This is a genomic window from Bacillus mycoides (assembly GCF_000832605.1).
GTDB classification, from domain to species: Bacteria; Bacillota; Bacilli; order Bacillales; family Bacillaceae_G; genus Bacillus_A; species Bacillus_A mycoides.
Map to the genome: position 1 here is coordinate 4,087,090 of NZ_CP009692.1, position 15,541 is coordinate 4,102,630.

Genomic DNA, 15,541 nt, shown 5'->3' on the forward strand with positions numbered 1-15,541 from the left:
ATTAAAGTTTCACTTTATCCCGCTTCCTCTGTATACAAACTTCGCTACTTTTCAAACAAGTCCTTTTTCTCAACTAAAAACAAGACTACTTCTTTTTTATTTTCATATTGTTTACTAATGAAAGAATTTTTAAGGGGGTTACAAAATTGAAACGACTATTTCTCTGCATGGAGCGTGAACTTGTTGTAGTAAAAGAACAATATGGTAACTATGAAACCACATATCATTTACAAAATATGCAACCTACCTGTATTGTGGTTGATCCATTCCAAACAAATCGTGTTTATTGCGGCACATTTGGACGAGGTTTATGGCTAAGTGACGATGGCGGGGATTCGTGGAGACCAATTGGAGATTCATATCGTTACTTTGATTTCCCTAAAGAGGATGGTATTTTACACTCTTCTATTACTTCTATAACGATAAGCTCAAATGAACAAGTTAACGGCTACGGCGTCGTTTATGTAGGTACAGAACCTAGTGCTTTATTCCGTTCAGAAAATGGTGGTGAAACGTGGACTGAACTTAAAAATATGAAATCATTATTATCTTCTTATACGTGGGCTTTTCCGCCTAGACCTTTTACCCATCACGTACGCTGGATTACAGTTGATCCAAACAATCCAAATACACTCCATGTTTCAATCGAAGCTGGTGCTGTTATTCAAAGTAATGATAAAGGGCATACATGGATTGATAAAAAATTCGGTGCTCCTATCGATGCTCATCAATTACTCATGCACCCTGAAGCCCCAAATCGCCTTTATGCATCATGTGGTGACGGATTTATGGGCGGACCTGATCGTGCATATCTTGAAAGTTATAACAGTGGAAACAGCTGGATCTCATGTAGTGACGGACTTGAGCATCATTATTTATACAGCATGGCTATCGATCCCGCTGATTGCGATACAATTCTTGTTTCTGCCGCACCAAGTGCCGACCTTGCTCATCACCGTATTCCTTATGAATCTTATATTTATCGGAAAACGAAAGATACTCCGTTCCAGCAAGTACAGCAAGGTCTACCATCTGCAATTGGTACAGTCATTTCGATGTTTGCTACAAATCCAGCCGAACCACATACGTTTTACACTTTAAATAATAATGGCGTCTTTCAATCCAATGATAGCGGCGAATCGTGGGAACAACTAAATATTCCGTGGAAAGATGAGTATAAAACGCAGCATCCGCATGCGTTACTCGTAACTAGTTTTTAACGAAAAAGAGACTGCCTAATGTTTTTAGGCAGTCTCTCTTTTATTTCTTTAAATCAATTACGATATCATCTAGAACAATATCTTTACTCTTCGCTTCTTTTTTCGGCACTTCAATTTTCTTCTCTTTTCCATTCACATATTCCACTCCACCATGATTTTCAGGTGTATGAACTCGCAAGTGCACACGAGGTGTAACGATAAGCTTTGTTGCATTTTCGTTTAACTTTTGGAATGTAGCACTCCAACTACTTTTATGTGGCTCTGCTACTGTACTAGTTCCGCCATTTCCTTCACCTGCATATTTATTTCCTAAATCATCTTTTATTTCTAATTCCACATCAGCGCTATCCCATATACTCCGTAATGCCTTAGATTCTTCCTGATTGTAAAAAACGATAAAGGACATCGGGGTTACTTCCATTTTATCTATGTTTACTTTTATTCCTTCTTTTTCAGAAATTCCTTGAAGCTTAATTTCTTTACTATCCATTCCCTTAACAGTAAGGGCAAAATTCCAATTCCCTTTTATAGATTTCTTTTCCTCATACATATTTATTGCCTCTATGTCCCACCAAACATTTGCAACATCTAACCTTTCACTACCATGACCACTCATCGTAGTCATACCTACATATTTTCCCTCTCCAACTTTTGTCACGTCCGAACTACCTCCTCCACCATTAAAGCCCATCACTTGCGGACTTCCAAATGGGAACGGTTTCTCTCCTAAATCTTTTTCGCTTTCAATAGAATATGTGATTGTAATTGTTCTACCATCGAACACAGCATCATTAATTGTAACCTTAACCCCATTACTCTCCCTCGTCATATTCAATTCAGTCGAAAACTCTTTATAATTTTCATATAACCCTGTTCTACCATTATCTAAAAATCGGAATATGTCACCTACAATTGGCAATCCCCCTGCATATGTAGGAAACCCGATACCAAGCGTTGCAACTGATAATCCTACTAAAATAGATGCAGCAGCGACACCCTTTTTCCAACTTTTCATCTTTTTCTTCATACGTATCGATTGTTTTACATTACGTTTTACTTTTTCTTTTTCAATTTCAGAAGCCTCAATTTCCTCAAGTTCTTTTTCATCTATATCAATGTCATTTAATAGTTCATAAATGTCTTTCATATTGCACTACCTCCAAAACTAATATTCGTAGCATTTTGTTGTAGTTTCTTTTTTCCCCGGTACACACGATTATCGATCGCCGCCCTGGTTAATCCTAACTTGTCACCGATTTCCTCTGTCTTCATACCGAGAAGATATTTCATAATGAACACCTTTTGATCTAACGGTTCTAATTGATTAATAAGCTTCAATAACTCTTCCCTATCTTCCATAACGATTAATTCATCTTCTGCCGATTTTTCTGTACTAATATGAAACTCATCTGAAATAATTTCTACTGTTCTAGTCGCTTTCCGGTAATAATCAATCGCCTTAAACTTTGCAATCGCTGCAATCCATTTTTTAAAATCATTCGGCTCTCCATGAAATTTATTTGCATTATTCCAAATGGAAAGAAATATATCGTTTACACATTCCTCTATGAGTCCATCATTTTGAACCGGAAGAAGAACTTTGTGCGTTATCCCCTTTATGAGCGGTAAGTATGTATCGACAACAAATTCTAGCGCATCTTCCTTCTGCCGCTGTAATCTTTTTATAAAATTTTTCTCATTTGATTTCATGTAGCGATTCCCCTTATTTTTTTGTAAAAGCTTTTACACCCTATATAACGTTTTGGAAATTTTTTTCTCTCATCTTTTTTATTTTTTGTATGTAATGGAATACTTTTCCTTAGCCATTGTCTCATATAAATATAAGCTTGAAGAAAATTTTCTCAAGTCTGTAATTCAATTAGTGTAGTACACTATTTATGCAGACACTCTTTAACCTAGTGTACATTTCATTTAATTAATCTACTTTTATAATTTTAAATTAGGAGATGAAATTTGTATGTGTGGAATTACAGGTTGGGTAGATTGGAAGAAAGATCTTTCAAATGAACATGTTATTTTAGAAAAGATGGCGAATAGTATTCAGCATCGCGGTCCTGATGCTGAAGGATTTTGGTTTTCTCCTCGTGCGGCCTTTGCACACCGACGTTTAATTGTTATTGACCCAGAAGGTGGGACGCAGCCAAAAACATTCCGTGCCGGTGATTATACGTATGCTCTTACTTATAATGGAGAAATTTATAATTTTCGTGAGCTGAGAGAGCAGCTTCAAAAATGTGGTCATGCATTTGAAACTCATTCAGATACAGAAGTGTTACTACATGCTTATTTAGAATGGAAAGAAGACTGCGTACAACATTTAAACGGAATTTTCGCTTTCGCCTTATGGGATGATCAGAAGCAACAACTGTTTTTAGCACGTGATCATTTAGGCGTAAAGCCACTCTTTTATACAGAAAGAAATGACAGTATTATTTTCGGATCTGAAATAAAAGCGTTATTAGCTCATCCATCTGTTCCTGCTGAAATTGATGCGGATGGAATAAATGAAATATTTGGATTAGGCTTATTTCGAACTCCAGGATGTGGCGTCTTTAAACATATTCAAGAAGTTCGTGCTGGACATTCTATAACATTCACACGTGATAAAAAAGTAGTTAAGAAGTATTGGAATTTAGAAAGTAAGATCCATACAGACTCTACCCAAGACACATCTTCTCATATTTTATCTATTTTACAAGATACAGTAAAAAGACAATTAATTGCTGATGTTCCCCTCGTTTGTATGTTATCAGGCGGATTAGATTCTAGTGGTATTACTGCACTGGCAGGTAAAGAATTTAGAGAGGAACACAAAACACTTCACACATATTCAATCGACTTTTTAAATAGCGCGAAAGATTTCGAACTGACATTTGCTCGCACTGGTTTAGACGCTCCTTGGGTAAAACGTGTTTCTGAACATGTAGGGACATCGCATCATGATATTATTGTGAATGCTGAAGAATTAGCAAATCACTTATTCGTTCCCCTCCATGCAAAAGATTTACCAAGTGCTGGCGAAATGGAAACTTCACTTTATTTACTATTTTGCGAAATGAAAAAAGATGCAACCGTAGCTTTATCTGGAGAATCTGCTGATGAAGTATTCGGGGGATATCCTTGGTTTCATCAAGAAGAACTATTATATGTAGATAAGTTTCCGTGGTTAACAAACTGGAAAAACACATCTTCTCTATTATTAAACGACGTAACAACTCAATGTAATCCTGAGCAGTACATTAATAAACGATTCCATGAGGCTGCTCTTGAAATACCTACTCTTGAAGGTGAAAGTAAAAAAGAAGCGAAACAGCGTCAAATGTTTTATTTATTTTTAACACGATTCCTTCCGTTCTTACTCGACCGTAAAGACCGTATGAGTATGGCTGTAGGATTTGAAGTTCGTGTACCGTTTTGCGATTATAGATTAGTTGAATATTTATGGAACGTTCCTTTCAATATTAAAAGTATTGATAATATCGAAAAGGGAATTTTACGTAGAGCGCTGAAACCAGCTTTACCTGATGATGTGCGAAATAGAAGAAAAAGCGCTTACCCTACTTCACAGGATCCACACTATTTACAAACAATCCGCAATTTAACGCTTGATATGTGCAGTAATAAAAACAATCCTGTTTTCTCACTCATTAACCATTCCATATTACTTGCAATTGCTGATCAAAGTAACAAAGAGATTACCAATTTTGAAGCAAGAAGTGCTATGGAGTATATGCTACAAGTAAATGAATGGTTAAAAACGTATCATATTCATATTGCTTAACAAAAAAGAGTTCAAGGACAAAAACCCTTGAACTCTCTTTCATTTATTAATTGGCACATTGTCTATTTTCAGTATCGATGGACCATCCAATAATAGTGGCACAATCTCTACCTTTCCACTGAAGTACATTTGTTAATACAGGCTCAATCTGTAAACAAGATCCGTCGTGTAATATTTCTACTAAAGATTGATCATCATCAAACTTTAGTTTATCACACTCTAAAATACCATCCGTTGCCATTACAATGTGATTCTGACCTTTTTCTAATCCCCTTACCCCTGATGTAAAACAAGGTGTATTCGCTGCAAAAACATTTTTTCTTCCTATATACTCATAGTTCTTACGCTTATTTAGCCTACCTTTTCCATTTTTCGTTTGCTCTGAATGGAATAAATACGCGAAGCAATCACCAACTGATAGCCAATATAAGAACTCACCTTTTCGTAAACAAATTAAACATGCAAGTTCCTCATCATCTTGGTCACATTTCTCGATAAAGAGCTCATCTGTAAATAACGCTAATAAATACATATGTGTATGATGAAATGCTAAATGGATTGGGTATGAAAATAACTCTTTTAGTTTTTCTTCTCTTTCTGAAATCGCTTCTATTATATAATGTATATTTTTCGTTTTATGATGTGTATCAAAAATCATAACAAATTCAAATTCTAATTTCGGATCCCACCAAGCTAGCACTGCATCTCCTCTTTCATATGCATCACTCTCTTGATTTCCTCCATATACGCCGACTGAAAGAGGACCACATTTTTCAACATGTATTTGATCTACATACATCTTTTCATGACTAATCCATTTAAATGTATTCACAGCTATCATCCTCTCTCTTGCTAAATGTATACCTTTACACATAGATTACCTTATATTTCAATAAAAATAAACTTTTTCAACATTTTTAATGAAAATAAAAGGATTTTACTTCTTAATCAACGAATATATCTTACTATACGATATAAAAATAGGAGGATTTATCATTATGAAAGACATTAATCAACATTGGGAAAGTATTTATTATCACTTACGATATGAATATGAAGACAACCTTTCTCACCAAGCTATTCGTATTTTACAAATCGTTTCTCGTGAGAAAGATATAACAATTGGAAAAGTTGCTACTGAGCTTAGTCTCTCTCATAACACAGCATCTGAACACGTAAAGCGCCTTATTCAAAAAGGATTTATTATAAAAGAAAGAAACAAACACGATGAAAGGGTTGTAAACCTTACTTTAACGAAAGAAGGCATTGAAGTATTAGAAAAGCATACTTTACTAGATAAAGAAAAGATAAAAATATTAGAATCACAGTTATCAAAAGAAGAACAACAATTAATTGAAAAAGCCTTTTCGTTATTAGCGAAGGAGGCAAAATATGCATTTCCTCGTTAAAGTAATCGTTTCGGCACTTATTATCGGCGTTATTACTGAAGTCGCTAAACATTATAGTACGATAGGCGGCTTTATCGCTGCCCTTCCACTCGTTAGTTTACTAAGCCTATTTTGGATTTCTTTCGAAGGTGGGAGTAAACAAGAATTAAGTCAATTCGCTTTAGGCGTATTATATGGATTTCCTGCATCCGCACTACTATTATTTATTGTTTATATCGGTTTAAAGAACTCCTTTTCACTTAGTACATCTATACTCTTCGGCATATGTGCCTGGTGTATCGTCTTTACTTGCCAAAAAGTATTTCAAGCTTAGGGGGAATTACTATTAATAGATCAATAGAGATATTTGGACAAACTGTAGAAGTATATATAAGAGGTAACAGTAAACAAACTGTAGTCATTCAAACAGGAATGACTTGCTCATTTTATGATTGGCTCCCTATTATAGAAGAGCTTTCACAACACTTTACAGTTGTTTCATACCATCGCCCAGGTTACGGAAAAAGTGAGCTAGGAAATACTCCACATACAGCAAGGCAAGTTACAAAGGAACTACATATGTTACTAAACAAACTCCATATTCACAAGCCAATCATTCTAATCGGCCATTCCTATGGAGGGTTATGTGCACAACATTTTGCAATGTTACATGAAGATAGGCTGCAAGCACTTCTTTTAGTTGATTCTACTTCCATGAACTTACACCGATTAGATGAGCTTCATTTACCAGTTTCTGATCAAACTGATTCTGATGATATGTGGCTACAAAAATATTATCCTTACTCCAACATGGATGCAGACGCACTTTATAATGAACTAAAATCTATGCTCGTCAATACAACAAAACAGCATATCAAATTTTCTACCTCTCCTTCATTATATAAAGCGACAGCTTCTGAACTATCCGAGTGGAAAAATTGTGCTCGCTCAATAAAAAAACAACATAAAACATTAGAAATACCATTAATTGTTATCGGTAGAGATCCTCAATATTCTATTGCTCAATTAATTGAGGGCGGTATGCCAAAAGAAGAAGCTACACAACTTGAAGATATGTGGCAAGAACTTATTCGTGAACAATTAAATCTCTCAATAAACAGCCAATACATTTTGGCTGAACATGCTAGTCACGGGATAGAAAACGATCGTCCAGATGCTATCATTGAAGCCATTCACTTATTGTAAATAAAAAAAGGAAGCAACTAAAGCTGCTTCCTTACTTATCTATTCATAGTCTTCTTCATCATCGACTTCTTCATAATACGAACTCCCATTGCTTACATATATAGGACCGTTCGCAACATCAATACGTAGTACCCATGCCCATGGCACAGCTAAACGTTTATGTATTGCTCTCCAAAAGTTCATTGATTTTCTTTCGTACTCCTGGAACTCCTGAAGTAACTCTTTATAGGAGGAACCGTCTAACTGAATATTTGCTTCTAATAAACGAGAATGGGCATAGTACTGTAACTCTAGTTCAGCAGCAATCTCCATTTCTTCTTCCGTTGCCATACCTATAATTGCTCCATCTGCTGGTGCGATTTCATATACGTTGTGAACTTCAATAAGCCCTTCTTTCTCTTTCTCAAACATGTAAACAGCCTCCTTTAACCAATATTTTTTATGTTACAAAGTCATACTTCTACAATACCTTCTCCCTTTCCTCTTTTTTTGATAAACTTTTACAAATTATTTATCTGATAATCTGTAGACTGTATTCTTTCAGCAGAACTGAAACAATTATTATCAAAAGTTAATTTATACACATCTGGCATATGAAGGGTTTTCCAAAACTGAAAACCATATTTCGAATCAAAATAATTCATTAGTAATACCATAATATTCCCATGAGTACCTATTACAATATTCTTACCTTTATATTTTTTTAATATACTTTGCATGCATATTACAGCGCGTCTTTGCGCTACATCATTTGATTCTCCGCCTTCGTATGCAAAAGTCCAGTCTTCCCATACCTTCTGAATAGCATCATTAAAATCTGTTACTGGCTCTTTACTTAATAACCTTTCCCGTAAATCTTCTTCCAGTTGTATTGATAAATTATATGTATTCGCAATTCCTTGCACGGTTTGAATCGCCCTTTTATACGGGCTAGAAATAACAACATCAATGTTTTTATCCTTTAACAAACTTGTTACATTACCTGCATCAATCTCTCCTTCTTCAGATAAGGGACGTTCCCTTTCTTCCTTTGTATATGTAGAGTGAGCGTGGCGAACGAAATATACTGTAGTCATTATTCAACTTCCTTTCTTAGTTTCAATCTATATTCCATGCAGTAAATAGGAAATCCTGTATCATGAATAGAAAAGAGCGCCTTTTAAAAAGCGCTCTTTTGTTTACATAATAAAATTATTCCATTATAACTTCCTTCTGAATTCTTCATCTGTTATAGCATCTTGAATAAAATAATCTATATTATTTCTCAGCTTTTGATATGCAACTTGATCTTCTATATCGTTAAACATAATTACAACTTCTACCTTATTCCCTTTCTTATCTGTAGTATACAAACTTTTTGTCAATACGAATGCGGTAGAACCACCTTTTTGACCAGCATATTCCAACTTACTATTTTCAACTGTTCCTTTAAAAACATTATCAATTTCATCTTGCATTGATTTTGGAAAATAATTTCTACTATTTATCTTTTCCATTAAACTCAAATAATCTTTAGCATTTGCACTCACTAATCGATCTGACCAAATACGCTGGAATTCCATATCTATTTTTAATGGTATATCACGTTTCTTCCATTCACTTTCATCTTTCATCCATTCATGTATTTGTAACACGTGTTTATTATATTCATCATTAGACATGTTACGTATCATTTCTAACGATTGATTTTCTGGCTCATTAAGCTCTTTTTCTACATACCCTCTCATATATAATGAAGCAGTATACGAAGAGAACTTGTCATGACTAGTAAGTTCTAACTCTTTTAAACTATCATTTACTCTTTCTATTCCAAGCTTATCTAACAAATATGTTGTATTCGCATTAGAACTATAATGAATCATCCCTTTAGCCACTTCTTCTAAAGCAATCTGTCCATTTTGCACTAACTCTCTCACTTTTGAATCTTCTAACCAGTCAGGATGCGCTCCACCATCAGTGTTTTTAACATAATATTTTTCTAAATCCTGCAATGAAATTTGTTCATCTCGACTTATTTTTCCTTCTGACACTTGCTTAGCAAATTCAACTGCTATTACGATTTTTGCCGTACTTGCTAATGGTAATTTTTTATTTTCATTTACAGATGTTACTACTTCACCGTTTTTTCTAATAAGTAATGAACATGTTTCATCACCTTTATGTTCTTTTATGTAGTTTAATACGTAATCAGGATCTTCTTTTGACAAATAGTACTTCATAATAACAAAGAAAGCTATAACAGCTACTACAATGACTCCTGCAACAATTCCTATAATCTTTAATATGTTCACAATATGCCCCCTCTATAAATTCCCTTCTATATAATAATTATAACGAATAAAAATACAAAATTATACAAAACAGAGTAACTCTTCCTAAAAAAAGAAAGAGTTACTCTATTTCACATGATGTTATTTGTCCATTTAACGTAACAACTATATTTGAGTCGTCACTTTCTTTAACTCTATTTAGTCGATTTGAGTTAGGAGGACCAATTACAACTGACTCCTTAATTGGCGAAAGGTCCTTTCCTAATTTTTCTGCACTTACACCGTATGCAGCTTGAAATACTTCTGGCGGTGTTAATCTAAGTATGTCTGATCCCTCCGCTGTTTCAAACTGATCGTTATTAAAGAACAAATGTAATTGTACTTCCTCTGTTACCGCTGTAATCCAATGCCACCATCCCATTGGAATAAAGACAGTTTGCCCCGCTTTCACATGATAATTTTGCAATTGATTCGTTTCGGGATTTAAAATGGATGTAACTGCTTCTCCTGATACAACAACATCTAATTCCCACGCATTCGGATGCCAATGTGGTTCCCGCATATGCCCTTTTGTCATAAACAAATCAACAAACGCCCCTCCTATCATCGCAGGTAACTGCGTTGAGGTAACTTCATATGCAACGTTTTTCTCATCTCTTTTAAAAAAGACATTTTTTCTCGAATCAAAGAAAAGGTTTGGCGTTCCTGAGCTTTTCTTTAAATTTTTATTATCTGTAACATAACCTGAATTACTCATTCAATCCCTCTTTCCCGCTCCGAACATTTCTGATTTTACACTGTATCGTATGGGGAAATTTTATAAATGTGCCTATTAACAACATAACAAAAAAACATGCCTTCATGATGAGAGCATGTTTTGTGATTTTTTTCACATTATTTAGTTAAAAAATAAACTTTTTACTTACCATGATGTAACATTAAATCACTAAGTTCTTCTTCAATGTGAATTAATTTCGCAACTCCTTCTTTCCACTTATGAATATAACGCGATACCCCGACAATAAATAAAACAATAATTGTAGAAAGAATAATACCATATACGATTGTTACAGTACTCATAGTTACACTTCCTTATAATTAGTAATGTTGTTATTAGTTATATTTTTATTATAAACCTTTTTCTTTTAAAATACTTCGATTTCAACTTTTTGTAACAAAATTGATTTTTCTAATATTTCGTTCATAAAAATGGAATATTTTTCACAAATTATACAAAACTTCACCATATGTACTATTGCCACATGAGTTATATTGTTAAATAGGATAAAGTGAAATTTTAGTCAGTACGGGGTATCTATCCCACACTGATTATTAGCCCGCACCAACCAGGATTTTACGGACCGTTACTGTGGGATAAAGGGGATGAAATACTATGACGACTTGGTTTATTGTAATGTTAGTTGTATTTGGAGCATTTAAAATTATTGTTTCTAGCCTTCCTAACTCTGCTATTGAATCCATTATTAGCAAGTACGAAACACATCCACAACTTGAAGAAGAGAATGTGACTGTTACAATCAATGGAAATAACTTAGAAGGCGAAAAGAAATCCAAAATTATTCATGATTTTAACGAAGGATTATTTTTAGATCGCTATTATGCACCACCACACAATGAAGGCACTCCTTTAATTATCAATGCAAAACGTGGCAAAAAAGATTTTACATTTTATATTTATAGTCATGAAGAGCATGTTGATGTAGTAAAACAACATAAAAAGAAGGTAGTTGCTTATAGTTTACGCTCTAAAAACCTTCAAAATAATGATATGTTCGTGTCAGCTGATTTAGCTTAATGCTCATATATTAGAAGAAGGAATCCATGGCACATAGATTCCTTCTTTCCTATTTACTGAAAAATAAGCTCTGTCTTCAAACTATCTTTCGGTAACAACCATCCTTTTTTCTCTATACTCGCCATTAATAATTCTCTTTGTTTTGTCGCGATACTTTCCTCATTTGTTTTAAACGACACTTCTATTACGAAGTCATCTTCTATCTTCCCGGTATTACTTAATGGCCAAATTTCAATATTCGTTTTTATATTTTCAAATTCACCTGTATACCGTTTCATTAATACAGGACCATAAATACGAGAATTCTTGAGCATTTCTTCTCCCCAATTCGTATACAACCATTTGTTCATTTTCCCTGGCAACTTTTCTATTAACATGTTTTGAGCAACTCGTTCGTTTGGTAAATCAAGTACTCCATATCCTTTAGCACTGTAACTTTTCTTATTTGAAATACTTAACGTTTTCTTCTCAAATCCCCAATCTATTTCCGCCTCATAATTATCAGTTTTACTATCAAATCCATCCTTTTTAGCCACTTCTAGTGCTTCTTGAATTACACCATTTTGAGTAGGATATCTTTTTTTATATGTTAGCTCAAAATCTTTACTAAATTCTTTCTTTCGAATTCTCGCAAACCAACCTTCATTACTTAAATTTTTATTTGCCGTATCTAAAAATTGCACCTGTATTCTTTCATAATTTGTACCAGCCTGAAAATATTCTAGTACCTCTTGCTTCATCTCTTTGTTATAACCTAATACTTGTTCTGGCTTTAATAATAACTTCACTTCAAAGCTAGGTTTCATTGAACTAGCAGCAAAACCTTCCTTAACGTTATAAAGGAAACAACAAAAGAAAATACTTACGAATACAAATACTTTTTTCATATACCAATCTCCTTTACATTTTATATGACTTCTACACATTCCATTGCAAGTGAATACACATTTTCATATCCTGCTGTGCTTAGCTTTTGTTGTAATCGATCCGTATCCTCTTTCAAAGCATGTACTAACACCGTATGTTCTGGTAATAGTGTATTTAACATTTCCTTAACGTCACTTATACTTTGATGAACTTTATATGGAACTCGCTTCACCCTACATTCTTTACCTACACGTTCCTTCAAAACTTTTTCTGCAAAACTTCCTTTAGCAATATGTCCAGTAAAGATAATCGAATTTCGTTCTTCATGCCGAAGTTGTTCATAATACAACTGTGCTCGTTTCGTTTGCATATTCGCATCACTCATTACAACTATTCCGTAACTATTTTGCATACAAATGTCATTATCCATAACTATTATGTTTCTTTTTAAAACCTCCACAACCCGTTCAAGTTTTTCTTTATTTTTTAACCAATCTTTATATATGAACATCTCTTCAAATCCAGCCAAAATTTCTTTATCTACTATAATTGGAAGTTCTTTATATCGTTCATATAAATAAAATACTATATCTTGCGCCCTACCAAGTGAGGGCAGTGGTAGTAATACTGTTCCTTTATTTTGAGCAACTCGTTCAATTTCTGCACATAATTCGTCTACTCGTTCCTTTTGTGAAACATCATCAGTGTGATAAGCGGCATCTACAATTGCAATTTTTATATCGCTTCGCAAATTTTCAGGTAAATTAGCTCGTAGTATATTAGATTCTGCTGAATAATCACCAGAATAAAATACGTATGTATTACACATATCCACTAAAAACCAAACAGCTCCTAATACATGCCCACTATACCCCCATTGAAACCTCAACGTCGGTGTAATCTGTATCCATTCATTTGGATTACTAATCTCATCAATACATACATAATTTAAATCTTTAATATTTTGATCGTTATAAGGTAAATTCCACCCTTTTGAAAGATTGTAGTTTCCCCATTTTTCAAAATAAGCTGGAAGTTGCTCCTTCGTATAACGAGTCGTCCAAATTTTTTTCTTATATCCATACTTCGTCAATAAAGGTAAACCCATCGTATGGTCTTCATGAATATGTGATAAAAATACTGCATCCAAAAACGGAACAACTTCTCTTTCTATTTTGGGATAACTATCCTCATATGATCGATTAATACCACAATCAAATACTATTTTTGTCTCTTTATTTTTTACAAAATAGCAGGAACGACCGTATTCTCCCGCTCCTCCCCATACTTCCATCCTCATCATGCTACCCCTTTTCGTTTTTGCTCCATATGTTGCAGAAGTAATAAGCACATTGTTGTAAGCCCAACAGAAACAACAGCCATTGCCATTCCTATAGATACTTCTCCTTGTTCAAATTGAGCAAAAATAAACGTTGCTGACGTTTCTACTGATGGAGGTAGTACGAGAAGCGATGCTACTAACTCTCTTATCGAAATCGTAAATGTCATCGCCCATCCAGCAAGAATTCCTGGAATAATAAGCGGCAATATTATTTTTCTAAAAATATAAATATAATTCCCGGAAAAAATACTTCCTGCCTGTACAAGAGAATCATCAATTTGTCCGAGCGATGCTTTTACATACTGCACCGTATAAGGTAAAAAGAGAACAACATACGTTACGATAACCATGACTGGTGTATTGTAAATTGACATAGGCATATAGGGTGAATTCCAAAATAAAATAAGCCCTACAACCATCACTATTCCTGGTACCATATTCGGTAACATGCCGCACATATCAAGCCATTTTTCAGAGGACTTTTTCCCCTTTCGAATCATAAGCGCCAAAAATACGCCAATAATTACAGCAACAATCGCCGTTACGAGTGAAAAAAGAAAACTGTTCCATAAAGCTTCTAATCCCGGAGAACCAATTGTAAATAATGCTTCATAATGGCTTGTTGTAAAGTTATTAAAATGTAAGCCACCGCCTCTTAACTTCGACAAAGAAGCAATAAGTATAGAAAAGTATGGGATTCCAATTGCTACTATTAGTAAGCCAATTACATAAACCCATGCTATAACGCGCGCAAATATAGACAAAGTATACCTTTTAGATTTCACACCTTTTCCACTAACCATTGCATATGTATACTTTCGATTCAATACATTTTGCATATACCAAATGAGCATACACGCACTAAGTAATAAAGAAGATAATGCTGTGGCACTGCCAAAATCAATCGGCCAACTAGAGATAAATTTATGAATCTCAGATGTTAACACATGGAATCCTATTCTACGTCCGAATGTAGCTGGTGTTCCAAATTCAGCAATCGTCTTTACGAAAATGAGTAAAGCGCCCATTACATAACTTGATAACAATAACGGTAGTATTATTTTTCTTAAACGATAGAAAAAACTTCCACCATGAACTGCTGCAGCTTCTTCTTTACTACTCCCAATCTGAAGTAACGTGTTTTTCAACATGAAGTAAAGGAATGGGAATAAATGCAGACTCATAATTAAAACCATACCGCCTAAACTAAAAAACGATGATGAAATCGGCTTTAAAGCCGGAAAAAATTGTTCAAAATAACCGTTAGGTTGCATGAACAAAATCCAGCCCATCGATCCGATATAGGGCGGGGTCATAAATGGGATCATAAAAACAATATCTAACTTACTATACTTTCCTACATCTGTTTTGCTCATAATGAACGCCAATGGAAACGCAAATATTGTAGCTCCTATTACAACGAGTACACCTAGAAGCATCGAATTTAGAAAAATTCCAGCTAATCCACCACTCTGCATGACTTCAAAAGGCTTTAAAAAATTCCAACTGCTATTTTCATATACACTAGAAAATAAAATGAGAAAAATCGGAATGACGATTAACATCGCCACAAGTAACAACGCTACTGTCATTCCAACTTGTCTTACTGTTACGAATCGATTTACCATGT

General features: G+C 34.3%; 18 protein-coding genes. 6 read left to right on the forward strand and 12 right to left on the reverse strand.

From position 1 onward, the window contains the following. Nucleotides 1-146 precede the first annotated feature (146 nt). A complete protein-coding gene (locus BG05_RS22690) occupies nucleotides 147-1,220 on the forward strand; it encodes a WD40/YVTN/BNR-like repeat-containing protein (RefSeq protein WP_041868015.1) in 1,074 nt (357 codons plus the stop codon). A gap of 40 nt (nucleotides 1,221-1,260) precedes the next feature. On the opposite strand, the gene BG05_RS22695 is transcribed toward BG05_RS22690, so the two are convergent. Both BG05_RS22695 and BG05_RS22700 read right to left on the reverse strand, forming a co-directional pair. Further along, the gene (locus BG05_RS22695; RefSeq protein WP_016126748.1) at nucleotides 1,261-2,367 is read right to left on the reverse strand and encodes a DUF4179 domain-containing protein; all 1,107 of its coding nucleotides are present in this window, start codon (nucleotides 2,365-2,367) and stop codon (nucleotides 1,261-1,263) included. Beyond that, on the reverse strand, nucleotides 2,364-2,930 hold the full coding sequence (locus BG05_RS22700; protein ID WP_002012086.1) for a sigma-70 family RNA polymerase sigma factor: 567 nt from the start codon (nucleotides 2,928-2,930) through the stop codon (nucleotides 2,364-2,366). Before BG05_RS22700 ends, BG05_RS22695 begins: the two co-directional genes overlap by 4 nt. Nucleotides 2,931-3,198: 268 nt before the next feature. On the opposite strand from BG05_RS22700, the gene asnB reads away from it, so the two are divergent. Then, nucleotides 3,199-5,022, forward strand: coding sequence for an asparagine synthase (glutamine-hydrolyzing) (gene asnB / locus BG05_RS22705; protein WP_003188480.1), 1,824 nt, complete (start codon nucleotides 3,199-3,201; stop codon nucleotides 5,020-5,022). Nucleotides 5,023-5,068: 46 nt separating this feature from the next. On the opposite strand, the gene BG05_RS22710 is transcribed toward asnB, so the two are convergent. Then, on the reverse strand, nucleotides 5,069-5,896 hold the full coding sequence (locus BG05_RS22710; protein ID WP_002012083.1) for a PP2C family serine/threonine-protein phosphatase: 828 nt from the start codon (nucleotides 5,894-5,896) through the stop codon (nucleotides 5,069-5,071). A gap of 124 nt (nucleotides 5,897-6,020) precedes the next feature. On the opposite strand from BG05_RS22710, the gene BG05_RS22715 reads away from it, so the two are divergent. The 3 genes from BG05_RS22715 to BG05_RS22725 are packed head-to-tail and all read left to right on the forward strand — an operon-like array spanning nucleotide 6,021 to nucleotide 7,616. Further along, nucleotides 6,021-6,431 (forward strand): MarR family winged helix-turn-helix transcriptional regulator, encoded by a 411-nt coding sequence (locus tag BG05_RS22715; RefSeq protein ID WP_002030991.1) that lies wholly within the window; start codon nucleotides 6,021-6,023, stop codon nucleotides 6,429-6,431. Further along, nucleotides 6,415-6,744 carry a DUF3147 family protein gene (locus BG05_RS22720; RefSeq protein WP_002086410.1) on the forward strand — a complete coding sequence of 110 codons (330 nt, stop codon included), beginning with the start codon at nucleotides 6,415-6,417 and terminating at the stop codon, nucleotides 6,742-6,744. The genes BG05_RS22715 and BG05_RS22720 overlap by 17 nt, the downstream gene beginning before the upstream one ends. Beyond that, complete coding sequence (locus BG05_RS22725) at nucleotides 6,696-7,616, forward strand: alpha/beta hydrolase (protein WP_033733858.1); 921 nt, start codon at nucleotides 6,696-6,698, stop codon at nucleotides 7,614-7,616. The genes BG05_RS22720 and BG05_RS22725 overlap by 49 nt, the downstream gene beginning before the upstream one ends. A 39-nt stretch (nucleotides 7,617-7,655) precedes the next feature. Here the strand turns inward: BG05_RS22725 and BG05_RS22730 are convergent, their stop codons facing one another. From BG05_RS22730 to BG05_RS30115, 6 genes are all read right to left on the reverse strand, one after another. After that, nucleotides 7,656-8,027 carry a hypothetical protein gene (locus BG05_RS22730; protein ID WP_000461762.1) on the reverse strand — a complete coding sequence of 124 codons (372 nt, stop codon included), beginning with the start codon at nucleotides 8,025-8,027 and terminating at the stop codon, nucleotides 7,656-7,658. Nucleotides 8,028-8,116: 89 nt separating this feature from the next. Beyond that, nucleotides 8,117-8,692: a histidine phosphatase family protein gene (locus BG05_RS22735; RefSeq protein WP_002030998.1), complete on the reverse strand. Its 576-nt coding sequence runs from the start codon at nucleotides 8,690-8,692 to the stop codon at nucleotides 8,117-8,119. Between the two features lie 123 nt (nucleotides 8,693-8,815). Next, entirely contained in the window at nucleotides 8,816-9,907 is a 1,092-nt protein-coding gene (locus BG05_RS22740) for a serine hydrolase (protein WP_002086414.1), read from the reverse strand. A gap of 100 nt (nucleotides 9,908-10,007) precedes the next feature. Continuing rightward, complete coding sequence (locus tag BG05_RS22745; protein WP_002086416.1) at nucleotides 10,008-10,643, reverse strand: cupin domain-containing protein; 636 nt, start codon at nucleotides 10,641-10,643, stop codon at nucleotides 10,008-10,010. A gap of 161 nt (nucleotides 10,644-10,804) precedes the next feature. Continuing rightward, entirely contained in the window at nucleotides 10,805-10,966 is a 162-nt protein-coding gene (locus tag BG05_RS22750) for a hypothetical protein (protein ID WP_003188472.1), read from the reverse strand. Between the two features lie 65 nt (nucleotides 10,967-11,031). Then, complete coding sequence (locus BG05_RS30115) at nucleotides 11,032-11,148, reverse strand: hypothetical protein (protein WP_002031004.1); 117 nt, start codon at nucleotides 11,146-11,148, stop codon at nucleotides 11,032-11,034. A 131-nt stretch (nucleotides 11,149-11,279) separates the two neighbouring features. Here BG05_RS30115 and BG05_RS22755 point away from each other — a divergent pair, with 131 nt between their 5' ends. Further along, nucleotides 11,280-11,702 (forward strand): YfmQ family protein, encoded by a 423-nt coding sequence (locus BG05_RS22755; RefSeq protein WP_002011948.1) that lies wholly within the window; start codon nucleotides 11,280-11,282, stop codon nucleotides 11,700-11,702. Nucleotides 11,703-11,755: 53 nt separating this feature from the next. Here the strand turns inward: BG05_RS22755 and BG05_RS22760 are convergent, their stop codons facing one another. Genes BG05_RS22760 through BG05_RS22770 form a run of 3 tightly spaced genes read right to left on the reverse strand, consistent with a single transcriptional unit; the run spans nucleotide 11,756 to nucleotide 15,539 of the window. Further along, complete coding sequence (locus tag BG05_RS22760; RefSeq protein WP_002126669.1) at nucleotides 11,756-12,589, reverse strand: hypothetical protein; 834 nt, start codon at nucleotides 12,587-12,589, stop codon at nucleotides 11,756-11,758. Between the two features lie 20 nt (nucleotides 12,590-12,609). Next, nucleotides 12,610-13,872 (reverse strand): MBL fold metallo-hydrolase, encoded by a 1,263-nt coding sequence (locus BG05_RS22765; RefSeq protein WP_016126747.1) that lies wholly within the window; start codon nucleotides 13,870-13,872, stop codon nucleotides 12,610-12,612. Further along, a complete protein-coding gene (locus tag BG05_RS22770) occupies nucleotides 13,869-15,539 on the reverse strand; it encodes an ABC transporter permease (RefSeq protein WP_003188467.1) in 1,671 nt (556 codons plus the stop codon). The genes BG05_RS22765 and BG05_RS22770 overlap by 4 nt, the downstream gene beginning before the upstream one ends. Nucleotides 15,540-15,541: the final 2 nt, after the last annotated feature.